This window comes from Halomonas sp. MS1 (genome assembly GCF_024182575.1).
GTDB lineage: Bacteria > Pseudomonadota > Gammaproteobacteria > Pseudomonadales > Halomonadaceae > Vreelandella.
Genome location: NZ_CP098926.1, coordinates 2095781 through 2122325 on the forward strand (window position 1 = coordinate 2095781; position 26545 = coordinate 2122325).

General features: G+C 53.1%; 24 protein-coding genes, 1 tRNA gene and 6 pseudogenes. 22 read left to right on the plus strand and 9 right to left on the minus strand.

Annotated features, from left to right (window positions below; translation table 11 throughout):
- Positions 1-20: 20 nt before the first annotated feature.
- The 4 genes and pseudogenes from NF683_RS21360 (at position 21) to NF683_RS21375 (ending at position 1014) form a co-directional block, all read left to right on the plus strand.
- Positions 21-328, plus strand: a pseudogene (locus NF683_RS21360) (transposase).
- A 75-nt stretch (positions 329-403) separates the two neighbouring features.
- Entirely contained in the window at positions 404-541 is a 138-nt protein-coding gene (locus tag NF683_RS21365) for an IS3 family transposase (RefSeq protein ID WP_342760371.1), read from the plus strand.
- A gap of 120 nt (positions 542-661) precedes the next feature.
- A complete protein-coding gene (locus tag NF683_RS21370) occupies positions 662-877 on the plus strand; it encodes a transposase family protein (RefSeq protein ID WP_342760372.1) in 216 nt (71 codons plus the stop codon).
- Positions 844-1014: a transposase gene (locus NF683_RS21375; RefSeq protein ID WP_342760373.1), complete on the plus strand. Its 171-nt coding sequence runs from the start codon at positions 844-846 to the stop codon at positions 1012-1014. The genes NF683_RS21370 and NF683_RS21375 overlap by 34 nt, the downstream gene beginning before the upstream one ends.
- A 303-nt stretch (positions 1015-1317) precedes the next feature.
- Here NF683_RS21375 and NF683_RS09500 read toward each other — a convergent pair whose 3' ends face one another.
- Together NF683_RS09500 and NF683_RS09505 are read right to left on the minus strand one after the other, a co-directional pair.
- On the minus strand, positions 1318-1629 hold the full coding sequence (locus NF683_RS09500; RefSeq protein WP_089039285.1) for an AzlD family protein: 312 nt from the start codon (positions 1627-1629) through the stop codon (positions 1318-1320).
- Positions 1626-2348: an AzlC family ABC transporter permease gene (locus tag NF683_RS09505; RefSeq protein ID WP_089039284.1), complete on the minus strand. Its 723-nt coding sequence runs from the start codon at positions 2346-2348 to the stop codon at positions 1626-1628. Before NF683_RS09505 ends, NF683_RS09500 begins: the two co-directional genes overlap by 4 nt.
- Before the next feature lie 173 nt (positions 2349-2521).
- On the opposite strand from NF683_RS09505, the gene NF683_RS09510 reads away from it, so the two are divergent.
- The 6 genes and pseudogenes from NF683_RS09510 to NF683_RS09535 form a co-directional block, all read left to right on the plus strand.
- The gene (locus tag NF683_RS09510) at positions 2522-3658 is read left to right on the plus strand and encodes a C4-dicarboxylate TRAP transporter substrate-binding protein (protein WP_089039283.1); all 1137 of its coding nucleotides are present in this window, start codon (positions 2522-2524) and stop codon (positions 3656-3658) included.
- 55 nt (positions 3659-3713) lie between these two features.
- On the plus strand, positions 3714-4343 hold the full coding sequence (locus NF683_RS09515) for a TetR/AcrR family transcriptional regulator (protein WP_089039282.1): 630 nt from the start codon (positions 3714-3716) through the stop codon (positions 4341-4343).
- Positions 4340-4840 (plus strand): TRAP transporter small permease, encoded by a 501-nt coding sequence (locus NF683_RS09520; RefSeq protein WP_089039281.1) that lies wholly within the window; start codon positions 4340-4342, stop codon positions 4838-4840. Before NF683_RS09515 ends, NF683_RS09520 begins: the two co-directional genes overlap by 4 nt.
- Before the next feature lie 10 nt (positions 4841-4850).
- On the plus strand, positions 4851-6158 hold the full coding sequence (locus NF683_RS09525; RefSeq protein ID WP_089039280.1) for a TRAP transporter large permease: 1308 nt from the start codon (positions 4851-4853) through the stop codon (positions 6156-6158).
- Between the two features lie 36 nt (positions 6159-6194).
- Positions 6195-7421 carry a metal-dependent hydrolase family protein gene (locus tag NF683_RS09530; protein ID WP_089039279.1) on the plus strand — a complete coding sequence of 409 codons (1227 nt, stop codon included), beginning with the start codon at positions 6195-6197 and terminating at the stop codon, positions 7419-7421.
- Between the two features lie 340 nt (positions 7422-7761).
- Positions 7762-8022, plus strand: a pseudogene (locus NF683_RS09535) (transposase); the annotation flags it as partial.
- A 24-nt stretch (positions 8023-8046) separates the two neighbouring features.
- Here the strand turns inward: NF683_RS09535 and NF683_RS09540 are convergent.
- Positions 8047-9265: pseudogene (locus tag NF683_RS09540) on the minus strand (IS3 family transposase).
- Positions 9266-9293: 28 nt separating this feature from the next.
- Here NF683_RS09540 and NF683_RS21420 point away from each other — a divergent pair.
- The 5 genes and pseudogenes from NF683_RS21420 (at position 9294) to NF683_RS21425 (ending at position 11157) form a co-directional block, all read left to right on the plus strand.
- Positions 9294-9524, plus strand: a complete 231-nt coding sequence (locus NF683_RS21420) for a hypothetical protein (RefSeq protein ID WP_446718669.1) — start codon at positions 9294-9296, stop codon at positions 9522-9524.
- Positions 9523-9927 (plus strand): annotated as a pseudogene (locus tag NF683_RS09545) (IS3 family transposase); the annotation flags it as partial. The gene NF683_RS21420 and the pseudogene NF683_RS09545, both read left to right, overlap by 2 nt.
- A 192-nt stretch (positions 9928-10119) precedes the next feature.
- Positions 10120-10728: pseudogene (locus NF683_RS09550) on the plus strand (transposase); the annotation flags it as partial.
- Positions 10729-10744: 16 nt separating this feature from the next.
- Positions 10745-11026 (plus strand): annotated as a pseudogene (locus tag NF683_RS09555) (IS3 family transposase); the annotation flags it as partial.
- 38 nt (positions 11027-11064) lie between these two features.
- On the plus strand, positions 11065-11157 hold the full coding sequence (locus tag NF683_RS21425) for a helix-turn-helix domain-containing protein (protein WP_198361360.1): 93 nt from the start codon (positions 11065-11067) through the stop codon (positions 11155-11157).
- 177 nt (positions 11158-11334) lie between these two features.
- On the opposite strand, the gene NF683_RS09560 is transcribed toward NF683_RS21425, so the two are convergent.
- Positions 11335-11411 (minus strand) — tRNA-Met (locus tag NF683_RS09560).
- Between the two features lie 276 nt (positions 11412-11687).
- Here NF683_RS09560 and phbB point away from each other — a divergent pair.
- The gene (gene phbB, locus NF683_RS09565; protein ID WP_089039277.1) at positions 11688-12434 is read left to right on the plus strand and encodes an acetoacetyl-CoA reductase; all 747 of its coding nucleotides are present in this window, start codon (positions 11688-11690) and stop codon (positions 12432-12434) included.
- Positions 12435-12538: 104 nt separating this feature from the next.
- On the opposite strand, the gene NF683_RS09570 is transcribed toward phbB, so the two are convergent.
- Entirely contained in the window at positions 12539-15346 is a 2808-nt protein-coding gene (locus NF683_RS09570; protein ID WP_089039276.1) for a DUF349 domain-containing protein, read from the minus strand.
- 183 nt (positions 15347-15529) lie between these two features.
- Here NF683_RS09570 and minC point away from each other — a divergent pair, with 183 nt between their 5' ends.
- The 4 genes from minC (at position 15530) to sbcB (ending at position 19160) form a co-directional block, all read left to right on the plus strand.
- Positions 15530-16279 carry a septum site-determining protein MinC gene (minC, locus tag NF683_RS09575; protein ID WP_089039275.1) on the plus strand — a complete coding sequence of 250 codons (750 nt, stop codon included), beginning with the start codon at positions 15530-15532 and terminating at the stop codon, positions 16277-16279.
- A 157-nt stretch (positions 16280-16436) separates the two neighbouring features.
- Positions 16437-17255, plus strand: coding sequence for a septum site-determining protein MinD (minD, locus tag NF683_RS09580; RefSeq protein WP_089039274.1), 819 nt, complete (start codon positions 16437-16439; stop codon positions 17253-17255).
- Positions 17252-17503: a cell division topological specificity factor MinE gene (gene minE, locus NF683_RS09585; protein ID WP_038480946.1), complete on the plus strand. Its 252-nt coding sequence runs from the start codon at positions 17252-17254 to the stop codon at positions 17501-17503. The genes minD and minE overlap by 4 nt, the downstream gene beginning before the upstream one ends.
- A 163-nt stretch (positions 17504-17666) precedes the next feature.
- A complete protein-coding gene (gene sbcB / locus NF683_RS09590; protein ID WP_253921798.1) occupies positions 17667-19160 on the plus strand; it encodes an exodeoxyribonuclease I in 1494 nt (497 codons plus the stop codon).
- A gap of 51 nt (positions 19161-19211) precedes the next feature.
- Here sbcB and NF683_RS09595 read toward each other — a convergent pair whose 3' ends face one another.
- Positions 19212-22058 carry an insulinase family protein gene (locus tag NF683_RS09595; RefSeq protein ID WP_253921799.1) on the minus strand — a complete coding sequence of 949 codons (2847 nt, stop codon included), beginning with the start codon at positions 22056-22058 and terminating at the stop codon, positions 19212-19214.
- Positions 22059-22066: 8 nt separating this feature from the next.
- The gene (locus NF683_RS09600; protein ID WP_089039271.1) at positions 22067-22744 is read right to left on the minus strand and encodes an SOS response-associated peptidase; all 678 of its coding nucleotides are present in this window, start codon (positions 22742-22744) and stop codon (positions 22067-22069) included.
- 187 nt (positions 22745-22931) lie between these two features.
- Here NF683_RS09600 and NF683_RS09605 point away from each other — a divergent pair, with 187 nt between their 5' ends.
- Both NF683_RS09605 and NF683_RS09610 read left to right on the plus strand, forming a co-directional pair.
- Positions 22932-23546 carry a TetR/AcrR family transcriptional regulator gene (locus NF683_RS09605; RefSeq protein WP_038480958.1) on the plus strand — a complete coding sequence of 205 codons (615 nt, stop codon included), beginning with the start codon at positions 22932-22934 and terminating at the stop codon, positions 23544-23546.
- A 14-nt stretch (positions 23547-23560) separates the two neighbouring features.
- Positions 23561-24214: a 1-acyl-sn-glycerol-3-phosphate acyltransferase gene (locus NF683_RS09610; protein ID WP_446718664.1), complete on the plus strand. Its 654-nt coding sequence runs from the start codon at positions 23561-23563 to the stop codon at positions 24212-24214.
- 11 nt (positions 24215-24225) lie between these two features.
- Here NF683_RS09610 and NF683_RS09615 read toward each other — a convergent pair whose 3' ends face one another.
- Positions 24226-25503 (minus strand): HlyC/CorC family transporter, encoded by a 1278-nt coding sequence (locus NF683_RS09615; RefSeq protein ID WP_038480964.1) that lies wholly within the window; start codon positions 25501-25503, stop codon positions 24226-24228.
- A 118-nt stretch (positions 25504-25621) separates the two neighbouring features.
- On the minus strand, positions 25622-26419 hold the full coding sequence (locus tag NF683_RS09620) for a cytochrome C assembly family protein (protein WP_089039269.1): 798 nt from the start codon (positions 26417-26419) through the stop codon (positions 25622-25624).
- Between the last annotated feature and the right edge of the window lie 126 nt (positions 26420-26545).

Here is a 26545-nt window from a genome sequence, read left to right on the forward strand (position 1 = left end):
TATGTGTAAGGAGATCGGGCATGAGAAAGCGTTTCAGCGAAGAACAGATCATAGGGTTCCTGGGCGAAGCCAAAGCAGGGCTCCCTATCAAAGAGCGATGTCGTTGGCACGGCCCAACTATTACCTTTGGCGCAGCAAGTTTGGTGGCATGAGCGTGCCCGATGCCAAGCGGCTCAAAGAACTCGAAGCTGAAAATGGGCGCTTGAAAAAGCTGCTCGCGGAGTCGCCACTGGAGATGGAGGTCACTCGCGAGGCGCTGAGAAAAAGCCGTGAGCGCCCCTGCACGCCGAGGCGTGGTGCGCTTTATGGTGTCACGTGGCCTAAGTGAGCGCCGAACACTCCGTGTCATCCGTATGAGTGCCAGTGCATTGCGCTATCAATCGACTCCTGGCCGCAAGAGGCATTGCGTGAACGCACTGTTGCCTTGGCTCATCGGCATCGTCGCTATGGCGCTGGCATGATTTACCTGAAGCTTCGTCAAGCCGGTGAGCGGGTCAATCATAAGCGCGTTGAGCGTCTCTACGCGGCGGCTCGGTTGTAGGTAAAACGCCGTAAGCGTAAGAAGGTGCCTACCTCAGAGCGAAAGCCCCTGGGCCGACCTTGTGCCGCTAACTAGGTTTGGTCAATGGATTTTGTGTTTGATCGAACGGCAGGGGGACGCGTGATTAAGAATCTCATTGTTGTCGAAGACGCTACCCATGAAGCCGTGGCAATCGTGCCTGAACTTGCCATTGGTGGGCTATCTTTAACACGGATTCTGGATCAGCTGGCTGTACACCGTGGGCTACTCAACGCCATTCATACAGATAATGGTAAGGAATTCTGTGGGCGCGCCATGCTGGCGTGGACTCATCTACGTGGCGTTACCTTTTTTTAATCGAACCTGGAAAACCCAATCAAAACGCCTATATCGAATTGTTCAACGGGCGCTTCCGTGATGAATGCCTGAATGAGCGCTGGTTCACCAGCCTGCATCACGCGAGGGTAATCATCGAGGCGGCGGCGGGAATATAACGAGGAACGACCGAAGAAGGAACTGGGTGGGTTAACGCCTTCCGCCGATGCCGAGCAACTAGCGTTAAAAAACGATAAAGTAACTTCAGGCGCTAAACACGGATGCTATTGAGAATGGGGGGCATCGCTCAAACGCTCGATGTAAAGAGGCATTCTAATGGTTTGCTCAATGCCGATAACGATGCTATCCATCTGTTGCCTTGGTAGGTGCCGGCAACGGCTACGTGGTCGCTAATGCGAGCATACTGCCTGTTTCGCACATGCGCTCGCTGGGGTTTTCAATTCCACCGTTTTCGCACGATATTACCCAACCCACCAGCGCCAACCCGCAGCGCAAAGCATGCCCATAGCAATCGATACCAGCGGGCTTCTAAATGCTACCGCAACCGTACCCGCTGCAAGTGCCGCGAGCCGAACGCCGCCGTCACCATGAACGATGATAGGCGTAATAACGGCAATCAGGACTGAACTAGACATGGCATCGACGAATCGTCGCACGCGTGGTCCTAGCGGCACATGTGACATGATTAGCAGCCCCACCACTCTGGAGCCATAAGCAATGACTACCATTAGCATGATGGCTATCAACGACTGCCACACTAATGATGAACTCATGAGGCGCTTTCCCTGAACAATCGTCCAGGCAGCGATACGGCCACCACGCCCCCGGTAATTGCGCCTACCATCACATGGAGATAAGGCGGCAGCCACCAGTACGCCATTAATGCACTCGCCGCTGCTGCCAGCCAGGGTAGGGCCATTGCTACTCGTGGGGTTCCACCGACAACGATCATCAGCAGAAAGCACAGCATGATCACATCAAGGCCGAAGCGTTCAGGCTCGGTAATGCCCCCACCGAAGGCTAGACCTATTGCAGTGCCACCGACCCAGGCCCCCCACAGCGCTATGCCGCCACCTAGCAGAATGCCCAGGTTTCGCTCGCCGCGCTGATACTCTCCCAGTGCCATTGCCCAGTTGGAATCGGTCAGCAGAATCACCATCGCGAATTGTTGGCGTTGAGGTAACACCTTGAGCCAGGGGTAGAGCGCCGCACTCATTAGCATATGTCGGGTATGAATTGCGAGTGTGACGGCTGCCAGCGCAAGCAGCGGCAGAGGCGAATGCCACATCTCTAGGGCCGCAAATTGCGAAGGCGCTGCGAAGACAAACAGACTCATTAACATCGCCTCCCAACCGGCCAATCCGTGGTGCACAGAGGCTACGCCAAACGCTAATCCAAACGCGATCGTAAAAACCGCCAAAGGCAGCATCATGCGAATCCCTTGCCAGGTGCCCGCTATATCAAGTCGAGTGGGGTTTTCCTTTACTTTCATTACTTAACCTTTATCCGCGGAACTGGTCATGTTAAAAACAAACAGACCTGCTTGTTTTTTTGTTATTAGAAGTCTAGATTGAATTATGTGCACGCGCCACATCGGGTGACGTGTCAACAATATGAAACAATACAACAGAAAAAACAGCCGATTAAATCGGTCCGGGAAACTATATGAACTTCACTCGTAATACGCTGACACTCGCCGTTGGAGCGCTGGTCTTGCCTGTTGTTGCTTCTTCGGCCCATGCTGCAACCTCCTTTATTGCCAATTCGTTTTACGACCAGCAACACCCCCACTCTCGTTACGGTTATATCGAGTGGGCTGAAATGGTCAAGGAGCTCTCAAACGGTGAACTGCAACCCGAGGTTTATACCGGCACCGTCCTGCTGGCGCCACGCGCTAACCTGCAGGGTATCCAGGATAACGTGGTTCAGGTTGCTCACCACGCGGCTATTTACACGCCTTCTGAAATGCCGGTAGCGAATGCCGTTCAGGAGTTAGGCTTTAACTATGACGACCCGCTGGTTGGAATTCTGGCGGTGACAGACTTCAGCCTTAATAATCCCATTCAGCTAGCCGAGTGGGAGGAACTGGATATTGTCTACCTGGGCGCCTATAACACGCCTTCCTATGTGCTGTTCTGCCGCGAGCCAGTCCGCAATCTTGACGAGCTACGTGGTAAGCGTATTCGTACCGCAGGCTCGACTGTTTCTGCCTGGGTCGAACAAGCAGGTGGAACACCGGTTAATGTGCCTTCCAGTGAGATGTACAGCGGTCTTGATCGGGGATCATTAGATTGTGCAACGAATGCGCCTAATGACTTGATCGATCGGTCTCTTTGGGAAGTCGCCGAGTACACGACGCTGCTGCCCACTGGCATGTATTGGTCTGGCCCTCAGTGGGGCTTCAACTCGGGCTTTTGGGTTAGCCTCAGCGATGAAGAGCGCGATGTCTTTAAAGAAGCGACGGCCAACGCAATGACACGCATGATTGTCCAGTTCCTCAACGCTTCTGAAACCGCATTGGAAGAAGCCGCTGCCCATGGCAACAACATCTACCAGCCTGAAGAGGATCTGATGGCATCTGTGGAGGCTTTCCGCGATGAGGCCTTGGCCAATGTCTACGATAAGGCCCGTGATGAGTACGGTGTTGAAGACCCAGAAGCGCTGATTGATGATTTTATCGCGACTTACGAGAAGTGGGATGCCTTAATCAGCGAAGTTGATCGCGAAGACGAAAAGGCTCTGGCCGAACTGGCCATGGAAGAGATCTACAATAAGCTTCCTGCTGACTACGGAATCTATTAATAGGCAATACTGAGGCCGCCTCATTGAGGCGGCCTCAGCCAAATAAGGGTTCGCTATGACGAAGCGACAGAATCAAGAAGAACGCTCACGCCAAACCCAGGCTCGGGTGACGCAAGCGACTATCGAGTGCATTCTTGAGAAGGGCATTCGTGCTACGTCAACGGTGGATGTCGCACGTCTGGCGGGTGTTTCTCGGGGTGCTCTAGTTCACCATTATCCATCCAAGACCTTATTGATGCAGGCGGCGCTTGAGGACTTGCTAAGTCGCGAAGTGGAAAGCGTCAGAGAGATGGCCGTTAAGGTTAGAGCGGGTGAGCTTAATTTTGACAGCTTGCTTAAAGCACTGCATGAGCACTTCAAGGGCGACCTTTATATGGTGACCCTGGAATATCTCACTAATGCACGCACCGACCCTGACATCATGAAAGTGTTAGTGCCGTTGGCAGCTAATTTCAATGACTCTCTGGAGCAAATTTGGGAGCAGTTGGTCGCCAGTTCCAGCCATACGTCACACCAGAATCGCGTCGCCCTGAATGCCACTTTGTGCATGATGCGGGGTATGGGGGCGCAAAGCATTTGGCGTGATGACCCTGAACTCTACCGCGATATGCTGCTGTTCTGGAAAGAGACGCTGCTGGAACTGGGGTTTTCTGCCTCGGATGCGAATAGGAGTGAGCCCGCATGATTGCCAAATACGTAGAGTCGTTGAGCCAGTGGATCGCCAAAAGTGCCATGGTGCTGGCAGCGTTATTTCTGGTGCTTATGGCACTGCATGTCTCACTTGATGTAGGGCTGCGCTACTTATTCGGAAAGTCATTTACCGGCACCCTGGAGTTTGTCTCTTTTTACTACATGGTAGCCGTCGTCTTTCTGCCACTCGCCTATGTAGAGCTTCAGCGGGAACACATCAGCGTGGATGTACTGGTGGGAAGGCTTCCACCTATTGCCCAACTGACGCTTTACCTGTTCGCCAGTACCCTTGGGCTCCTCTATTTCGGCATGCTCTGTTACCAGAGCTATCTAGATGCAGTGCGCGCTACGGTTCGAACGGAAACGGCCATGGCCAACTTCACTTTCTACCTTTGGCCCAGTCGCTGGGCGTTACCGGTTGGCTTTGCTGCTATGTGCTTGGCCATCCTCGCCAACATGATTAAGGCGCTGCAACAACGCCAAGCCCTGTAGGAGTTTCCTAATGAGTAATATCGAGATAGGTGTGGCAGGCATTGCCATCGCCTTGGCCCTGATAGCCTTGCGCGTGCCAATCGGAGTTGCGCTAGGTTTGGTGTCAATTATTGGCATTGGTGAAATGACCAGCATGCGTGTGGCCTGGGGGATGGTTTCAGCCACTCCGTTTGACTTTGCGGGTACCTGGGAGCTGACCGCTGCACCTATGTTCCTGTTCATGGGCTATTTGTGTACCAGCACGAATATGACCCAAGGTCTGTTTCATGCCATGCGCCTTTATCTGGCGCGCCTGCCTGGCGGTCTGGCTGTTTCCAGTGTCATGGCCTCTGCCTTCTTTGCCGCCGCTTCGGGTTCTAGCGTCGCAACATCGGCGGCCATGTCGCGTATTGCTGTGCCCGAAATGCTAAAGCATAGCTACGACAAGGGTTTGGCCACCGGTACCGTCGCCGCATCTGGAACACTCGGCTCGCTGATTCCCCCAAGCGTTTTGTTGGTACTCTATGGCGTTTATGCCCAGGTGTCGGTGGGGCAGCTGTTTATGGCGGGATTCATTCCCGGTGTACTTTCAGCACTGCTCTACATCGCCATGATTATGGTGCGCACCAAGCTGAATCCCAGCCTGGCGGGCAACGCTGATGTGCGCTCTAGCTGGGGCGAAAAATGGGATGCCTTTAAGCATATCTGGCCGTTGCCGCTGCTGATCGGCTCCGTGCTGGGCGGGATTTTTATGGGTATTTTCTCGCCTACCGAGGCGGGGGCCGTGGGTACAACCATTGCTGCTCTGATCGCATTTACGCGGCGCACGCTAACCTTTGCGGCCATTCGTGAAGCGCTGGTTAGCACGGCGGTGAGCACGGCCAGCATCTTCATTATTCTCATCGGGTCGCTGTTTTTCACCCGTTTTCTAGCCATGAGTGGCGTACCCGCCGCTTTTTCCGAGTTGATTCTTGGCGTCAGCACTGAGACCTGGTGGATCATTCTCGCGGTTGCACTGATCTATCTCGTTCTGGGTATGTTTATCGACTCAATTGGTCTACTCCTGCTCACTCTACCTTTAATCCTGCCCTTAGTAGAGGGCGCTGACCTTAACCTGATCTGGTTCGGGATCATCGTCGTCAAGCTGCTGGAAGTGGGGCTGGTCACTCCGCCTATCGGGCTCAATGTGTATGTCATCAAAGGTGCCCTGGGCAATAGCGTCACCCTGTCTGAAGTCTTTAAGGGCGTTGCCTGGTTCATCGTCATGGATATTGTTGCCCTGTTGTTGATCGTGCTGATTCCAGCGCTTTCGCTCTACCTCCCTCAAAAAATGTTTTAACGCCTCTCTCACATGAAATACCCACAAGGAACCCTCATGACAAAGACACGTTTAATTAATGCCAACGTCATCGACACGCGCAACGGAAAAGTACTCGCGAACCAGCAGGTGCGCATTCAGGATGGTCGTATCACCGATGTGAGCGATTCGCCGCTAGAGGGTAGTGATGATCAGGTCATCGATATTCAGGGCCACTTCTTGATGCCCGGTTTGGTTGATTCACATGTGCACGTCACGGCAATTACACCCAATTTTGCTCTGCTTGAGACGCTTTCGCCTTTCTATGTCGGTGCCAAATCAAGCGAGCTGCTGGAAGCTATGTTGATGCGCGGATTCACGACCGTGCGCGACGCTGGCGGTGCAGATTACGGTCTAGCCAAAGCGGTAGACGAAGGCGCTTTGGTCGGCCCGCGCATCATGTACGCCGGGAATGCACTTTCCCAGACTGGCGGTCACGCCGACATGCGCGGTCCAGGGCAGCAAACTTTTGAGGGCTGCTTCTGCTGCGCGGGACTAGGTCGCGTTTGCGATGGTGTCAGCGAAGTACGCCGGGCCGCTCGAGATGAAATTCGAAAGGGGGCCACCCAGATTAAAATTATGGCCTCGGGCGGCGTTTCTTCACCGACTGACCGTATCGACAGCACTCAATTTTCGCTTGAGGAAATTGATGCCATTGTGGAAGAAGCCACCGCCGCCAATATTCATACCATGGCGCATGCTTACACGGCGCGCGCTATCAACCGGCTAATCCCGCGAGGCGTCAAGACGATAGAACACGGCAACCTCATGGACGAGGAGAGCTGTCGGCTATTCCTTGAGTACGACGCTTATCTTACTCCGACCCTCTGCACCTACGATGCCCTAGCGAAGGAAGGTGTAGAGGCGGGTATGGCTGAGCATCTACAACGCAAGGTTTATGATGTGCTGGATTCTGGCGGTAAAGCGCTAGAAATGGCTCAGCGTTACGGCGTTAAAATGCTTTATGGATCTGATCTGCTTGGCCGGATGCAGCGCCATCAGCTTAACGAGTTTAATTTGCGTAAGGACGTGGTGCCCACCGATGAGCTGATTCGTGCAGCGACAAGTCACGCCGCCGACGCCTATGGTCACACCGGTGATTTTGGAGAGATTATTCCAGGTGCGAGAGGAGACATTATCGTGCTCAAGGACAATCCTTTGGATGATATTAATGTTCTGACTCAGCCGGATGAGCAGCTCCTGCTGATTATGAAAGGGGGAGTGGTTTACAAAAACGTACTTTAGCCAGACTTGACACTTCTTAGTGAAATACTGAGTAAAAGAGGCCAGTTAATGGCTTCAAATTGCTGACAAACTCCACTTCTTGTGGGGTTTTGTCGTTTAAGAAGAAAATTGATATTTTGTGCCGAGATGTACTAACGCGTTCCTTTCTTTAGGGTGCTATATTTGAGCACGAATAAGCTATCAGCTACTAGTATGTGGTGAAATGATCAAAGAGCTGAAGTTTGAAGTGCTATTGTCTAATTTAGCAATAAGGTGCCTGTCGTTTTGTAAACGCTCTAACTGATCCTGCCCAGTAACAGTGGACACCTCTAGAATGTAATACGCTACGATGAGGTGCATCATGGCAAGATCGACAACACTAATGAAGAAAAAATCTTATACCCGTTACTCAGATGCCTACCGTCAAGAAGCATTAGCGCTAGCTGATCGCATTGGCGTTACAGCAGCGGCTCGTGAACTGGGCATGCATACGAGCCAGCTTTATCAGTGGCGCTCTAAAGCCCAGCTTCAGCAAGACACCTCTGAACGAGAGCAGTCGTTGGCAGAAGAAAACGCTCGCTTGAAGCGCCAGTTAGCCGAAGCCAACGAAGAGCTGGCCATGTCTAGTCCTGAAATAGATTGACACTTATTTCATCTCAAACGCCCAGTGCACTGCATTGGGCGTTTTGTATTTAAGCGCCAAGTGCGGCCGCTGACTGTTATAAATCTCACGGACTCATTCACCATCGTACGCGCTTGATCAACATTTCCTGGCTGAATCAAGATAAATTCAGTCTTCAGTATCCCGTTGATACGCTCCGCTAGGGCATTTTGATAACAGTCATAACCGTCTGTCATTGAGCACTGGATACCGTACTGGCGATGTATCTTCTGATAGCTGTCACAGCAGTATTGGATGCCTCGATCCGAGTGGTGGATTAACGGCTCGCTTCCTGGCCGTTGGCGTAGAGCGTTGCGTAAGGCTTGCTCGACGTCCTGGCTACGTAAGCTCTCATGGACGTGATGACCGACAATTTTGCGGGAGTAAGCGTCGGTGACCAGACTTAAATAGCTCATCCCGTGACGCGTCGGTAGATAGGTAATGTCAGCGACCCAGACCTGATTAGGACGGCAGGCGACCACCTGCTCGGGGCCTGGCTTGAGTAAGTTCGGATGTCGCCGGAAGCGATGATGGCTGTGAGTCGTCTTATGATAAGCTCGTCGTATGGGCACCAGCAGACGCCGTGCACGAAGTACCTGAAAGAGCTGATCTCGTCCCACGTGCAACTCTTGATCGGCCTGGCGGTGCAGCAGATGATGCAGCTTGCGGGTGCCCAGTCGGGGCTGAGTAAGTCGTATGTCTCGAACAAAGTCGACGATTCGCTGCTCCCGGGCTTCTCGCGACTGCTGCGCTTTTTTGGCCTGATACCAAGCCTGGCGACTGATACCTAGAAGGTGGCATACCCTGCTAATGGTTAATCCGGCAACACGTTCTTGCGTGAGGACTTGCCTGGCTGCTTTTTTACAGACACCCCAAAATCCTTCTCCATCACCTCAACAACCGCTTCGAAGAACTGAGCCTTTTGCTCAGCAAGCCGCAACTTCTCTTCAAGCTCTTTGATCCGCTGTTCAGGGGTAAGTGGCCGAGGCATGTCGGGACTCCTTCTAGAGTGCTGTGTGGCACAGGGACGCCAGTCCTGATGGCCATATCGACGTAACCACTTTAGTACCGTTGAGCGACCTTGAATACCGTAACGACTCTGCGCCTGCTTATAGGTCATCTCACCGAGCTCCACTTGATCTACCACGGCCTGTTTAAAGGCCAGAGTGTAGTCTTTCTGTGTGCGCTTAACTCGTTGACTCATCACGCTCTCCCAAAATAAGGACAAGAACGTGTCAACTCTATTCAGGACGGGTCACCATCACAAAAAAGGCCGCGGTGTACTTTGCGAGAAGCCTGAAGTGAAGTACGCCTTTATCCATCGTCATCGCTACGCCTTCAGTATTCAGCGTATGTGCCAAGTGATAGGTGTCGCTAGATGTGGCTACTACGCTTGGCAACAGCGCAAGGGGGCATCATCGCCAAAGCTCTGTCAGCAAGCCATTATCTTACCACCAACGTAAAGGGCGCTCAGGCGCTCCGAGACTGGCCCTCGATCTGCGGGACGTTGGAATGCCGATTAACCGTAAGACGGTGGCTGCCAACTTACAGCGACAAGGCTTGCGCGCTAAAGCAGCCCGTAAGTTCAAGGCCACTACAAACTCTCGGCATTCGCTGCCGGTGGCACCGAATCTACTAGAGCAAAACTTCACGGCCTCAGCTCCCAATCAAAAGTGGGTGAGTGATATCACCTATTTGGCGACGAGCGAAGGCTGGCTTTACCTAGCAGGACTCATTGATCTTTACTCTCGTAAAGTGGTCGGTTGGGCAATGAGTGAGCGTATGACGGCCGATCTTGTCTGTGACTCGCTACAGATGGAGCTATGGAAACGCAAAAGGCCCAAAGGCGTCATTGTCCACTCGGATAGTAAGACTACAAGGCGCCAGGTGTTTCTGGGTTGATCCGGCACTTATAGTAATCGATCTATTCTGAAGACCTGGTGCCGTGAGGGCTCCCGGGTCTTCCGATCGACCCGGGTAGTGTGTCTTTCCCTGGACCTGTCGGTGCCCCGGGAGCACTGGCGGCGAGGTTTCGCCTCGTCGAAGCATGTGATTCAAGTGGTCTCGGCGCCAGAGGAACTGCGCGATCTGTTGAGGAACATGACGCGAATGCAGTTGCTTCGGACACTGGCGGCATGGCGACTCGATTTGAACGGGTACCGGGATGTCACGATGGCTTACCGCACCGCCCTGAAATCCCTCGCGCGCCGCTACCTAGAACTGCACGACGAGATTGCCGATTTGGACGTCATGATCAAGGCTATCGTCGATGAGCTGGCACCAAAGTTGGTGTCGCGAACGGCAGTAGGCTACGAGACGGCCGCACAGCTACTGATCACGGCAGACGACAATCCGGACCGCCTTGGCTCAGAAGCCAGCCTTGCGGCGCTATGTGGCGTTAGTCCTATTCCTGTCTCGTCAGGTAAGACGCAGCGACACCGACTCAACCGGGGTGGCGATCGCGCCGCCAATAGTGCGCTGTATATCATCGCCATCGGGCGGCTACGCCTGGATGCCGATACTCAGGCATACATTGCCCGGCGGGTGAGAGAGGGCCACTCCAAGCTGGAAACCATCTGATGCCTGAAACGCTATATTGCCCGGGAGCTCTATTATGTGCTGCGCAGCTGTCATCGGGAGATCAACCAGACGCAAATCGCCACTTGAAACTTAGAAGGGCGTCCGAGGCAGCCAGTACTGTTCCACGCTTTACCAATCGCTGCTTACCCGGAATGAGCTTAAGTGCAGCATAAGCGCCAAAGGTAACTGTTATGATAATGCATGTGCCGAAAGCTTCTTCCATAGCCTCAAGGTTGAAGCGATCCATGGAGAGCAATTTAAAACGCGAAGCGACATGAGGCGTCAGGTGTTTGAATACATCGAACTCGATTACAACAAGCAACGGCGGCACAGTGCTATAGGGATGATCAGTCCTGAGGTCTTTGAATCTCGAATGGTCGCTTAAGCCAGTGTCCACTGGTGCTGGGTAAGATCAATAGCACAGTGACCGATAATCTAGACAAGCTATGCTATTACTTTGATTGTGAGATCGAGCAGTTGGTTACTCATATCAAGGAGCCCAGCCCAGAACCTTAACTCGGTGGGAGTGAAAATGAAAAGCTGCTCGGTGCCTGAATCACAACTTTTTTACCCGCCGATAGGCATTTTAAAAAAATGGGCACGGAGTGGGCACAATTTGGGCACAGCGCTTTTTGGAATGACAGACAACAAAAAAGGCAGATCAGCAAGTAACTGATCTGCCTTTCGAAATATTGGTAGCGGGGACCGGATTTGAACCGATGACCTTCGGGTTATGAGCCCGACGAGCTACCAGACTGCTCCACCCCGCATCAACGTGTGGCGTATTCTACGCATTTTTAGCGTGAAGTCAACCCCCTGCATAAAACGCTTATATTGTTAGGCACGACCTTCATCGTGCTGCAACATTGGAAGAGTAAAGCTATGCTTCCAATAGGGATAACAAAAAGCTTACTGTCGGTATGTCGTCCAACTAACAATACGACGTGCTGTGAATGCTGAGGCGCTACGGCGCTTATTAAGAATGGCTTGCGACATCACCATAATGCTTAGCGTCCAAGCCGTTTGTCATATCAGGGAGGTAGTCAATGACCAATCAAGCCCCCGTCGCCTGGGTAACAGGTGGAACTGGTGGAATCGGAACGTCAATTTGCCATTCATTGGCGGATGCGGGTTATTTGGTAGTCGCGGGATATCACAATCCTGAGAAAGCCAAAACCTGGCTGGAAACCCAGCAAGCCGCTGGTTACGACAACATCGCGTTATCGGGTGTCGATCTTTCCGACCACAATGCCTGCCTAGAAGGTGCTCGCGAAATCCAAGAAAAATATGGGCCTATCAGCGTGTTAGTTAACTGTGCTGGCATCACTCGCGATGGCACCATGAAGAAGATGTCCTATGAGCAGTGGTATCAAGTAATCGATACCAACCTTAATAGCGTCTTCAACACGTGCCGCAGCGTTATTGAAATGATGCTGGAGCAGGGCTACGGTCGCATCATCAATATTTCTTCTATCAATGGCCGTAAAGGCCAATTTGGGCAAGTGAACTATGCGGCTGCCAAAGCAGGTATGCATGGGTTGACCATGTCGCTGGCGCAAGAAACGGCAACCAAAGGTATTACGGTGAATACCGTGTCGCCCGGCTACATTGCCACCGATATGATCATGAAAATTCCCGAGCAGGTGCGTGAGGCCATTCGAGAAACCATTCCAGTAAAGCGTTACGGTACTCCGGAGGAGATCGGTCGCTTGGTAACGTTCCTGGCAGATAAAGAGTCAGGCTTTATTACTGGCGCCAATATTGATATTAACGGCGGGCAGTTTATGGGCTAATCGCCCAACATGATTAGCTGATTAATTCAATTACAGTAAAGCGCAAACGGGAGGCTATTCGCCTCCCGTTGCCATTGCTGGGGTGTAACACTTATATAGAGAACTTAAGGGTGAGGCACTCGCGCTAGGCGACTAAAAAGGTTATCAAACTCTTCTGCTTCCTTGCGCCACAATTGGTTAGGCATGGGGCCAAGCGCCATAAGTGCTGCTAATATGCCGCTGATCTCATCCGGTCGGCTACGTTCGTTATTGATCCCTTCATTTAGCCGTTCTACTTGAATCGCCAGGCGGAGAGGTTCATCACGCTGCTTGACGCTACCTAACGCTAGCAAAGACAAATGCACTCTCAGACGAGCCAGCCCATCTTCTAGCTCAGTAAGTTTTTCGGCTGAGAGGGGAGTGGAAGAGGTTAGCCGCGCATGATTGCGCTGCTGATGAGCCTCAATAAAAATAGCAGGCAGCTCCCCACTCAATACCTCTTTCGCATCAATTGCTTGTGGCTCTTCGCCTGCTAGCGCTTGTTGGTCTGCGGCGATATGCGCATTTACCAGCGGTAAGGCGCTGTGCCACTGCTGCACAGTATGCGCAATTTCCAGGCGGCTTAAGCGCTCACGCTTAGCTCTTACAATGCCGCTAAGGCGTTTCTGCATGCCGTCACTACGCCGATTACGCGGCAACGGCTCAAGCTGGCTAATGCTTTCGAGGTAGGACTCAAGGGTGGTGGACTCTTTGGCTTGCGTCGGCTGCCAGCTATCCATTTCGTCAATTAATGTTTGCAGCTGATCGAGCTTCTGTTGTTGGCGAGTTGCCTGCTCATGCTTGTGAGCGTCACGCTGAGCAAAGAGCTGATCGCAAGTATGACGAAAGGCTTTCCATAGGGCTTGTTCTTCGCCTTTTGGAGCACGACCCAGCGCGCGCCACTGCTGCTGTAGCTGCTTTGTGCTCGCTATGCGGGCGGCTAAGGGTGACTCGTGGTCATCCTGTAAGTTTTTCGCTTGTTCGATAAGCAGGCGCTTTTGACTAGCGATCTGCTCCGCTCGCTGGTCAATAAGCGCCTGAAGGCGATGACGGATAGCCCCAAAACGACGGCCAACGGTTTCTGATTGATCCCGAGGAACTGGAGAGTAGTGACGCCACTGGTGGCGGGCTTTATCACGGATCTCGCGCAATACATCGGGATCGGCATCCTCTGCTGGCTGATCAAGTAACGTTTCAAGTTGTTCGCAGAGTGCTTCACGGCCTTTAAGGTTGGCGTCACGCTCTTGATTAAGCTGTTCTCGCCAGGGAGCCAAACGCTCGTGAATGCGATCAGAAGCCGCGCGAAAGCGTGCCGACTGTTCGCGGTTAGCAGCGGCATCACCGAGCGATTTCCACTCTTTTACCAACTGACGATGATGGCGATCTAGAGCAACGTCTGCCATGTGTTGATCGTCAGCCAGCGCATCGATGCTAGCGCAGAGTTGCTCGCGTTTAGGGCCGGCCACAAAACCGCGCCAATCGCGTAGTTCTGCTAACCGTGCGCCTAGCTGTTTCACGCGTGCTTTTAGCGGCTTGGCTTCTTCCCCTATCAGTTCGTCGATGGAGGGTTTGAGGCGTTGATAGAGGCGGCTGGCACTTTTAAAGGCACCACGCTCTAACAAGTGTTCAAAGTTATCCACGTCGGCGCTAAGCGCGTTAAGTGATGCGGTAGGGGTGGGTTTGGTAGAAACGTCAGCATCTTTTAACGCTTGTGCATGCTTGAGTAGCTCGGGAGGCGTTATGTGCTTAGGCCAAGCGCACTGCTTAACGTACTTGGCAATGGCCACATTATCTTGGTTGGCAATGGCCGTTTCTATATCTGCGCTGATGGCTTGCCAGCGCTGCCATGCTTCCATGCATGCTTCATAGCGTTTCAGTGCTTGGCTATAGCGTTGTTGAACGTTCTCACCAGGCGGGTGCTGATCTGACAGAGATTGCCAGCGCTGGCCGAGCAGTTGGCGTTGGGCCCGTAGGCTATCGATATCCTGAACTGTTAGCTGCTCTGCATGTGTCAGGCCCTCTAACGTTTCTTCAAGGCCTTCAAGCAGTTGAGCGCGAGTTCGTTCAATCTCTTCGCGATGAGCAATGCTCTGCTGGCGCGCTTGTTCTTGCGTTTCATGATGATGCAGTGTTTTTCGGCAGCTAAGCGCTGCCTGATGAAAACGCTGCTCTTGCGTCACGCTGGGCGGGTGGGAAAGGCTTTGCCACTCACGCTCCAAATGACGGAAACGACCACCATACAGCGGCTCCCAGGGAGCCCCGGCGTGCTGTTCTAACTGTTTAAGCAGATGCTCACGCTGGGCTTGCTGATCCGCTAGCCACTCAGCATCATTGCGCAGTTGGGTGAGCTTTTCTCGCGCTAGACGAATGACCTGGCGGTCACGACGCGCTTCTTTTAATAGTTTTTTGAGGCTCTCTTCACTTTCAATTCGTTGAGCCGCTTGATGGCGCACCGCTGCCACGCCGTTATGGCAGGCTTGGTGGACGAGGTCGCTTTCAACGGTTAATTGCTCTAACGCAGTGAGCCTCAGGTTAAGATTATCTCCCTGAAGTGCAATGGCGTTGAGCAACCGAGGCTCCGATAGCTCTGACACGATAGCCTGCCGTTTTTGCAGGTCGGTATGGCCCTGTGAGCCACATAAGCGCTGGCAAGCTGCGTTAAACCAAGCCTCGTCTTGACGATGCTCTGGAAGCGCATTGACAAGCTCCGCTAAGTCATCAAGGGCCAGTAGAGCAGCAAGCTGGATGTTACTCTCGTTATCCTGTGCTAATTGCTTCAGCGCTTGTTGCTGTTCTGGTTGTTGAGGGTCAAGCTGGTCGAGTGCCTTGAGACGCACCTCGGGATCAGGGTGCTGCCACCGAGGAGCGAACAGGCGTCTTAACAGTCCGTGCATGGATCATCCTGCAGAGAGGTGCGTAGCGTGAAAAAAAATCAACTACCGATGACAGATAGTTGCAGTCATCGGCGCTGTCGCTTAGCTTTGCTGTAGGCGCAGTGATGATTAATACTTCTTCACAACACCCAGCGCGAGATTGCGCTACCTTTATCTTACCTGAACATGACATGGAGTTCGGCCATGAGCCTCAACGCCAACAGTGCCGACATTGCCTTCACCTTTAAAGGTGGCATGCTGCCAATGACCGTCATGGAATTGAGCAGTGCTGACCCGGAACACATACGAAGTCAGCTAGCTGGCAAGTTGTCGCAATCCCCCGCGTTCTTTCAGCATACACCGGTTGTGCTGAGCGTGGAAAAACTCGATGAACCTCACTTGGCGCTTGAGCGCATTTGCGCGGTATGTCGCGATCATAAATTACTGCCGGTAGCCGTACGTGGCGGAGCTGAGCCAGTACGTCAATCTGCCTGGGCATTAGGGCTAGGCTGGTTTGCCCCTGTTGAAGAAGGGCGGTCTAGGCTATTAGAGAGCGTTGATACTACTGCTACCTCTGATGACGCCATAGACGAGGTGGAAGCTGCCGACCAGGAAGTGGTTGCGGTAGCAACACGCTTATTTCGCGGTACGGTGCGCTCTGGCCAGCAGGTAAGCGCATCAGAAGGCGATCTAGTGGTGATTGGGGCAGTAAATGCGGGCGCTGAAGTCCTGGCGGCTGGCAGTATCCACGTCTACGGAGCGCTTCGCGGACGTGCCTTGGCGGGTATTCATGGCAATACCCAGGCGGGTATTTACTGTCGAGAATTAGAAGCAGAGCTTCTTTCTGTGGCAGGCAATTACAAACGGTTAGAAGATATTGATTCACAGTTGCTTGGCCGTGCCACAGAGGTGCATTTCGCTAAAGAGCAGCTGGAAATTAAGCCGCTGGGTTAATTCAAACGCATGAGCGTGTGTTGGTGCTTAATGCCTAGCGACGTCGCAAGCGCTATACGTTACAGTATGTCATGTTGTTGACATTGATGTTCCCGTTATGCGCAGTGCGACCCTTTAAACGCGCTCGCGATGAACGACTTCAAGAAGGAAGTAACTCTTGGCCAAAATTATTGTAGTGACCTCCGGTAAAGGGGGGGTTGGTAAGACCACCAGCGCTGCCGCTATTTCAACAGGACTTGCCCTGCGCGGTAAAAAAACAGTCGTCATTGATTTCGATGTTGGTCTACGTAACCTCGACCTGATCATGGGCTGTGAGCGCCGCGTTGTTTATGACTTGGTAAACGTTATCCAAGGGGAAGCAGGGCTTAACCAAGCGCTGATTCGCGATAAACGCGTTGAAAACTTATTTATTCTTCCAGCCTCTCAAACGCGTGATAAAGATGCACTGACGCAGGACGGCGTAGAGCGAATCCTTGAGCAGCTCAAACAAGATTTTGATTTTATCTTGTGTGACTCCCCCGCAGGAATCGAGAGGGGGGCTCAACTCGCTATGTACTTCGCTGATGAAGCGATTGTTGTCACGAATCCTGAAGTTTCCTCAGTGCGTGACTCTGACCGCATTTTGGGATTGCTTGGCTCCAAGACGCGGCGCGCTGAACAAAGCTTAGATCCTGTTAAAGAGCATCTGCTGATTACGCGCTATAACCCCTCTCGCGTAACGTCTGGGGACATGCTGACCCTTGATGATATTCGTGAAATCTTGTCTATTGATTTGCTTGGCTTAATCCCTGAATCCGAAGCGGTATTACGTGCATCGAACCAGGGGGTTCCCGTTACTCACGATGCGGCGAGCGATGCAGGTCAGGCGTATTCAGATACTGTATCGCGCCTGTTAGGTGAAGATATGCCTCTGCGCTTTCATGAAGTACAGCGTAAGGGATTGTTGAACCGTATGTTCGGGGGTGGTCGGCGATGAAATTGCTGGAGTTCTTGAAGCGTGAGCGCAAGAAATCCGCCTCGGTGGCTAAGGAGCGTTTGCAAATTATCGTGGCGCATCAGCGCGGCCAGCGCGGTCAGCCAGATTATATGCCGCTGCTCGAGCGCGAGCTGTTGGAAGTCATTCGTCGTTATGTACAGGTCGATGATGATGCCATTCAAATTTCGCTTGATAGCGAAGACAATTGCTCAGTGTTGGAGCTCAACGTTACGCTGCCGAAAGGTTGACGTTTCCATATGGAAGCAGCATAGCCAGTCGTTAAGCATGGCTATTCGCTAAGAGGGGCGGCGAGAGGCGTTGCGGTTATGCTAGGCTTGGGCTTTTGTACCCGCTTCGGCAAGTGGCTCGTTGGCTTGTGGGCGGGAAGCTACGCTCAAGGAGATTTCATCAATGGCGCCACCTAATGCTGCCCCTGCCAGTTTTCTCTGGCATGACTATGAGACATTTGGTGCTGATCCGCGTCGCGATCGGCCCGCTCAGTTTGCCGCATTACGCACTGACGCCGAGCTTAATGAAATCGGTGAGCCGATAGAGCTCTACTGCAAACCTGCTGATGACTACCTGCCTCACCCTGCGGCTTGCCTAATTACCGGTATTACACCGCAAAAAGCGCAGCGGAAAGGCTTGCCTGAGGGGGAGTTTGCCCGCCAAGTCCAAGGCTTTATGAGTGAGCCAGGCACTTGCGTGGTGGGCTATAACAGCCTTCGCTTTGATGATGAAATCTCCCGCCACTTGTTTTATCGCAACCTGCTTGACCCTTATTCCCGCGAATGGCAAAACGGCAATTCCCGTTGGGACTTGATTGATGTGGTGCGCGCGTTTTACGCCTTGCGCCCCGACGGCATTGAGTGGCCGCAGCGGGAAGATGGTGCGCCTAGCTTCAAACTTGAACACTTAACGGCGGCCAATGGCATTGCCCATGAAGGTGCTCATGACGCGGTAGCTGATGTACGTGCCACCATTGCGTTGGCACGGTTGTTAAAAGCCCAAAACCCAAAATTATTCGACTATTTACTGGGCATGCGTGGTAAGCGTGCAGTGGCCAAACAGTTAGACTTGCCCAGCGCTAAACCGCTTTTGCATATCTCCCGTCGTTACCCTGCCAGCCGTGGTTGTAGCGCATTAGTCATGCCACTGGCTGAGCATCCGACGAATCCTAATGGCGTTATTGTTTACGATTTAAGCGTTGATCCTAGTGATTTGCTGACCATGAGTGCCGAGCAAATCAGAGAGCGTGTGTTCGTCAGTCAGCAGGATCTTTCCGAGGGGGAAGTGCGTATACCGCTGAAAGTGATCCACATTAATCGCTGTCCAGTCATCTTTCCAGCGACGGCGTTAAAAGATGTGGATGGTCCGCACAAAGGCGAATACGGCACGATCATTGAGCGGTTAACGATTGATATTGATGCCTGTCGCGGCCATTGGAAAACGCTGCGAGAGGCCAGCGGCGTGGCGCAAAAAGTAGCTGAGGTATTTAACGCAGCCTACGAAGATGTGCCTCAAGACCCTGACCTAATGCTCTATTCCGGCAGCTTTTTCTCTGCGGCTGATCGCCAGCAAATGGAGCGAGCATTGGCAATGGATCCCTGGGATTTAGTCGGCCAGCGCTTTGTCTTTCAAGATCCTCGCCTGGAGGAAATGTTGTTTCGCTACCGTGCGCGTAGTTATCCAGACACGTTGGAGGGCGAAGAGCGCGAGCAGTGGGATGCGTTTCGCTGGATGCGCATTAATGATCCAGCCTTGGCGGGTTTTACGCTGAAAGCCTTTGCGCGAGAGATAGAGCGTTATAACCAGCAGACCCTATCGGATCGCGAGCGCCAAGTGTTAGAGGAGTTGGTGATGTACGTTGAGTCGATGATGCCAGCTCAGGCATTTGATGCCTGAGCTGGTGAGTCTAGCTAAAACGTTAAGCTAATTCGTTTCGCTAATTAGCACTTAGCGTGCGTCGGTAAACGGCACGCGTGCTTCTCGGTAGGGGGCGATATCACTGGGTGAGTCGCCAGGGTTGTAGCGAATATCTAACTGGTGTGATTGAAGCGTCGGCCACAGTGCCTGCAGTTCTTGTACGCTAACATCCAGCGCTAGTGTGGCGAGTTGTTCACGGCGATCAAAGTGCACGTCCTCCAGTGCTGTGGCTTGCCAGTAGCGGTTTGCCATGCCCTGTAGGCTCGTGTCTCGCTGGGTCAAGCGAGAATGAACGGCCTGACGATGCGGTGCTAACGCTTCCTCGGTTAACGTATTCAGGCGCTCGCCCGCTGCCGCCATAAAGGCGTCCATGCGCTCGGCGATCATGCTGCTCTCAACATCCGGCGACTGAACTACCAAGGCAATCCCCGGCGCCTCTAACAGCGGGGAATAGCCCGCATTAACAATATAGCCAAGCTGCTCCTCGGTACGTAGTTGCTGATAAAAGGGCGTATCCAGCCATTGCGCCAATACGCTGAGGCGCGCCTGCTCTTCAGTGGACGTGTCGCGACCCTGTAAATAACGCAGCACAAGAGACTCTTCGCGGGTGCTGTGTGGATGAAGCACCTCAGGCTGATTGCTCACCTGTAGTGCTTCAAGCGCAGGGATATCCTCACGAGTGAGACGTGGTGATAACGCGCCGCGTATTACATTGGCCTGCTCACGAGCCAGCTCTTTATCCAAATTGCCAACGGCCATTGCATCGATGTAAAGCGCGTCTAAAAACCGTTTGCGGAAGTTTTCTAAGTGGTGGCGCTCTAACCGCTGACTGGCATCAAGTAATTCAGTCGCTGACCATTGGGGGGTCAGTAGTGCTTCGCCCAGTGCACGGCCTGCCTGGCCATAGAGCGATGCTTGGGGGGCGTTGCGCCACTCGCGCTGGAGTTGATAGCGCACACGTTCAAAAGCGCTAGGGGAAATGTCGGCATGCTTAAGCTGCTTAATCGCCTGCTCTATCAGTGGCGTTTGTCCATCGCGCCAGCCTGAAAATGACAGCGTCATACCACGTCCGTGAGCGTAAGCGCTGAACGATTGACCAGCCAGCCAGGCTGGATATAACGACTCGTTTAGGCTGTCATTTAGCCAACTCGCTAAGAGACGTGTGAGTACCGCTTCTTCAGCTGAATAGCTGGCGCTGGGGTGCTGGAGGCTTACCCGCCACTCAACGCTTGGCGTATTGAAGCGGCTATCTTGCATGTGCCATGCGGTAAACGAAGGCGCATTAATCAACACTTCAGGGCGCTCATCTTGTCCCGTCTTGAGAGTAAGGTCATTGGCGATAAAGGGGTTGGGTTCCGGTAACGCTAGGCCTCCTAGCGCCTGCCCTGGCTGAGTTGGTGGTTGCTCTTTCCATTGGGTGTTGAACCAAGGCGAGACGGTATCGCTTTCTACGTCTGGCGCAGAGTAGAAACGCAGCATGTTGTCTGGGGTCAGTGCATCGAGATACAGCTGCTGACGCTCACTATCCATGCCATCCATCCGGTAAGGCGCATACTGCACATCATCCACCGGATAACGAGAAAGGCTCATGGCTAAGCGGGTGGCTTCCTGCTGTGGTGCGCCATGCTGCTGAAAACGGAACGCTTGTTCATTCAGGTTTTTTTGTTCCTCGTAGCGCCACTCGGCTAATCCTTCCTCGCGTATCTGCTCAATGGCAGCAAATAGTGTGGCCTCAATATCGTCCAGTCGCTGTGCCCCGGCTGGCGATAAGCTAATCGAGATCGCAAAGAGCGCCTCATTGCCGTCACCTCGTCCCACGCCCGCCGAAAGTGCATCTGCAAGGCCCGCTTTGCGTAGCGCTGCCAGTAAGCTGCCGTCGCCTTCATCGCCCAGTAGGTGAGAAATTAGCTGAGTCGGCTTGGTACGGTATTCATCGGTAGGATCGGGAATCGGAAAATAGAAGCGTAGTTGGCGGCGATCCTGTAGCGACTGGCGCTCAATGTAGCGGGGCAGCGTGTCTGAATCGACCAGCGGCGTGTCAATGGTGGGGACGCTTAGGTCATTGTCGGGAAGACTTGCAAAGCGTTCGACAACTAATGCCTCAAGAGTATCGAGTGGCTGGGGGGCAACAATGGCCAAATTCATGACGTTGGCATCGTAGTAGCGATGATAAAAATCAATCACTCGCTCGCGGAGAGTGGCTTCACCCTCGGCTGGGTTGGCAAGGGTGTCACGGCTGCCTACTGCAAAGCCCGTCGTGGGATTGCTAGGATTTAGTAGCTGATTCAATACATCGTTTTCACGGCGGGATTCATCACGAATGCGTGCCATGTACTCAGAGTGGACAATATTCCGCTCGCTTTCTAAATGGTCGGCGTTAAATAGCGGCGAAAGGAAAAACTCGCTAAAGCGGTCCAGTGCGCCTGGCAAGGCCGAAGGCTCAACATCAAAAAAATAGTTGGTGTCTTGTTGGGCAGTAAACGCATTGTGGGAGCCCGCATTATCAGAAATGTAGCGCTGATAGGCATCAGACTGAGGGTACGGTTCAGTGCCTAAAAACAGCATATGCTCTAAAAAGTGGGCTAGCCCCTGCAGGTCGTCAGGGTCTTGAGCGCTGCCTACGCGAACGTTCATGGAGGCGGCGGCTTTATCGGCCTCTGGGTCACTAACAAGCAGCGCTTGAAGGCCATTTTCCAGCGTCAGTACGCGGTAATCGCGTTCGTCAAATGGGCTGACAATAGGCGTGATGGCGTCCTTCACTGGGGTGTCTTGAGCGAAGGCGAAAAAAGGCGTGCACCAAGCGACGCCAATCACGACGCCGATGACGGCCTGCCGTACAGCGTCACGGTTAGGCAGAGGTTCATGAGATCGTAACATTACGGTTCCTATGGCACAGCCCAGCGCAGCATCGGCCCTACCGGGTGGGCGCAGGATGATGACTGATAGGCAGGATTATTAACATGTTTTGATACCGGAAAAGCGCCCAACAGTTCCAATGGCGCAGGCATTAATAGCGCATTGAGTGCTTCAAGGTCGGTCGTCGGGTCCAGCCAGCGCGTTAACGCTTCTGGAGGGATAACGACAGGTAATCGGTCAGTCAGTGAAGAAAGGCAGGCGTTGGCAGGTACGCTGATTAGCGCCGTCGAGTCAGTAAATGCGGTGAGCGTTGTGTGGTAACGGCACCATAAAGCACCCAGTAATAGTGGCCCTCGGTTAACGTGGGTCACTAAATAGGGTTGCTTGCTGTGTGCTTGTATCTTCCAGATATAAAATCCGCTGACTGGAATGACACAGCGGCGGGCGCTAAACGCTTCGTTAAACATGGCACGTTGGTTAAGCGTTTCTGCTCTAGCGCAATGGGGCGCGTGGTCGAGTACTTTCAGCCAAGGAGGCGTTAGCCCCCAAAATAATGGCTGAAGCCGCAAACGTCCCTGCTCAAGTCGTATTGCCGATACAGGCTGTCGGGGCGCTAAGTTAGGCGATTCGATAAGTGGTTCAGTATCAGTCAGCGAGGGCACAAGGCGTGATAGCGTGAGGCGCTGCACGTGAAGGCGTCCCGTCATGCCTGTCTCCTTATGCGAAATGGGGCTCGTGAGAGTGCAAAATGGCGGGGTAACGCAACAATAGGTTAAATGTCGTGTTTTAGTGTCGAAAACAGTGTTCGATGTAAGGTATCCTAGCGTATCCCTTGCTCACGCTAAAGCGCGATGAGGCATTCTTCCTGTTTGCCGTTGACCTTAAGAGATCGCCATGGCCCGTCCTAGACAGCATGCGCCCGATGCCCTCCACGCGCAGGTCATGCACGCTTGTGATGAGTGGTTGGCTAAGCAGCCAGTCCATGGTTTGTCACTGCGTGCCCTGGCCAGAGAAGTGGGCTGCGCGCCAAGTACGCTGCTTAAATTATATGGCAGCTTTAATAACTTATTGCAGCACGTCAACGTTGAAACGTTGGCACGCTTACAGCATACCATTACTAGCCTGGCAGAAGATGATCCTGAGCCATGGCTGCGCTCGCTAGCGCTCGCTTATTGGCGCTTCGCTGAGCAAGGCTGCTACCGCTGGCAGTTGCTATTTGATTATCCACTGGCCCAAGAAGGCGAGCTGGATCAGCGCCAGAGCGATCTTATTGAAGCGCTGTTCACGCAGGTGGAGACCTCGTTGAAACGGTATCAGCCAGCATTGGATGATCTTGAAGCGCGACGCCTTGGGCGCACCCTCTGGGGGAGCGTGCACGGCTTGGTGCAGCTTGGATTAAACGAGCGCTTAGGCTATTGGCAAGGCCAGCAGTTGAAGGTGGATGAGCTGCTGGATCAGCTAATGAGCACGGTGCTGGCTGGCCTGCGCCACCGGGAGGCGGCGACGTGACGTGGTGGTTGAAAATGGTGCGTTGCGCGTTGCGTCGCGCCATTTATGTTGTTATGCGTGTGTGTTATCGGTTCTCTGTACATGGCCAAGAGAACGTACCTAAGCGCGGCGCTGCCCTGGTCGTCTGTAACCACGTCAGCTTTATGGATGCGTTGGTGTTAGGCGGCGGTAGCCCCAGGCCGCTGCGGTTTGTGATGGATCAGCCTATCTTTGAATCTCGCTGGCTAAAGTGGTGGTTCCAGCTCGTGGGCGCGATTCCGATTGAATCAGAGCGGCATAGTCCTGGTGCGCTGCGTCGAACGCTGGATGAGGTGAGCCGCGCGCTTCGCGCAGGTGATATCGTAATGGTGTTTCCTGAAGGGCGTATCACTCCAGATGGCGATATCCACGCCTTTAGGCGCGGGCTCGAAACCATTCTTGCTCGCGATAATGTGCCCGTCATTCCGGCTGGCTTGGCAGGGCTGTGGGGGTCTTGGACATCACACTACGGTGGCAAGGCGCTTAAAAAATGGCCGTCACGTTTTCGTGCGCCGGTCAGCTTGCACTTCGGGCCGCCGGTATTGGTTCATGAGGTGAAGGATATTGCCTTTCGTCGCTATTTAGAGGCCCGTGTGAGGGCGCTGAAGGCAGCGGGTGATAGCGAAATCACCCACCGCCAAATTGGTTAGACGGTCAGTCGCTACGTTCGGCGTGCAAGGCGCAGCTTTTGCCAGCAGCGTGCTGAAGTGATCAGGTTGTCACGGATTTCTAAAATTTCCATCCGCGTATTACCAATCTGCAAGCAGGCAGGCCCTTCCGGAAACGCCTCCAGGTGCTCAAGGATTAAGCCATTCAGGGTTTTGGGGCCGTCAGTGGGCAGTTGCCAGCCAAGCATTTTGTTAATTTCACGAATATTGGCAGTGCCCTCAATGACATGGCTACCATCATCTTGCTGATGAATTTCATCATCTTCTGAGACATCGGTGGTGAACTCCCCGACAATCTCCTCAAGAATATCTTCTAAGGTTACCAAGCCTTCCACGTCGCCGTACTCATCCACCACAATACCAATACGCCGCTTCTGCTTTTGGAAGTTCAGCAGCTGTGTATGTAACGGTGTGGATTCGGGAATGAAATACGGCTCCCGTGCTTCTTGAACAATTGCTGCTTTGGTGACTTCGCTACGCGATAAAAAGCGTGCTGCATTGCGTAGATGCAGCATGCCAATAATATTGTTGATATCGCCTTTATAGACCGGTAAACGAGTATGTTGGCTGGTGCGGATCTGGGTCAGAATATCTTCCAGCGTGTCGTCAAGATCAATGCCAAGAACTTCGTGCCGGGGCACCATGATGTCGTTAACTGTGACATTCTCAAGATCAAGGATCGACAGCAGCATAGCGCGGTGTCGGTAGGGAATTAGCGTGCCTGCTTCGTGAACGACAGTGCGCAGTTCATCGCGGGTTAAACTGTCGCCGCCGTTCTCAACACTTTTAACGCCCATTAAGCGTAATAGGCCATTTGAGATGACGTTGACTAGCCATACCAGTGGGTAAAGTAGTTTGAGCAGTGGCTCCAGGCCCAGGGAGGTAGGGTAAGCGATCCGCTCAGGCTTGATGGCCGCGTAGGTTTTCGGTGTGACTTCGGCAAAAATCAGGATGGTAATCGTCAGTAGCGCCGTTGAAATAGCGGGGCCGGAGACGTCGCCAAAGAAGTGAATGGCGATGATGGTCGCAATTGAGGCGGCTAAGTTATTGACGAAGTTATTGCCAATTAAAATAACGCCAATTAGTCGATCGGGACGCGTTAATAACCGCATGACACGCTTTGCGCGGCGATCACCGCTGTTAGCTTGATGGCTTAGTCGATAGCGGTTTATCGACATCATGCCTGTTTCAGAGCTGGAGAAAAAGGCAGACAGCAATATCAAAATGGCTAGCAGGCCGAACAGTAACCCCAGGGGGAAGTCGTCGCTCAAGTCGAAAGTTCCTTTATGGCGTATTAGGCTCGATTTTTAGAAGTATGGAAGTGGCCTGTCAAGGCCACTGTTATCAACGCCAAATTAAATCAGTGCTGATAATGCGGTGAGTATAGGTTTAGCGATGGAGCAAGATTTCCAGGACAAACTTGCTGCCAAAGTAAGCCAGCAGTAGCAGTATGCACCCGCCAAGCGTCCAGCGCACAGCGCGCATGCCACGCCAGCCAAAACGATAGCGACCCACTAAAAGTGTGGTGAAAATAATCCACGCTCCCAGCGAAAGTACTGTTTTATGCACCAAATGCTGCGCGAACATATTGTCGAGAAAGATTAGTCCGCTGATGATCGAAAGTGTCAGCAATATAATGCCTGACCATACCAGTTCAAACAGCACTCTTTCCATGGTGGTGAGCGGTGGTAGCGATTGCACAATGCCACGAATATGGTGATGGCGCAGTGCTTGGTTCTGCAGGCCGACCAGCACCGCTTGAATCGCCGCAATTGCCAAGACGGCAAACGCCAGCGCAGAGCTGACGGCATGCAGTAAAATGCCGGGCGTTAAGCCGCTTTGGCTCCCCTGGCTCGGTAACCAAGTGGCAAAAATAAGCGCGATACCTGCGAGAGGGAATAGCACGATGCCAGCGTTGAGCACCGGCTTAAACAGGCTGGCGACGAGTACAACGTTGACGGCCACGGCCATCAGAAGCGTTGCGCTGGTTGTGAAACCAGGCAGTAGCCCTGGGGCTGAGCTAACAAGCTCCACGACCACTGGGATATGCAGTAAAAGCCCAAGCGCACCAAGTAGACGCACCATGCCCTGGCGTGGTGGCACGCGACGAAATAAGGTCATGCCCTGCCAAATGGCAGCGGCGACATAGAGTATAAAAGCGATCGTGGCGAAAGGGAGCGCCTGCATGATGCTATCCGTGCGCCTTGCAGCGCGTTGTTGAATCCAGTGTCATTGAATCAACGCTGTGAAAGTCAGCGGTGCTAAATCGTTCAAGCTAGAACAGTCTGCCTACTATAACCAATCATAGCGGCG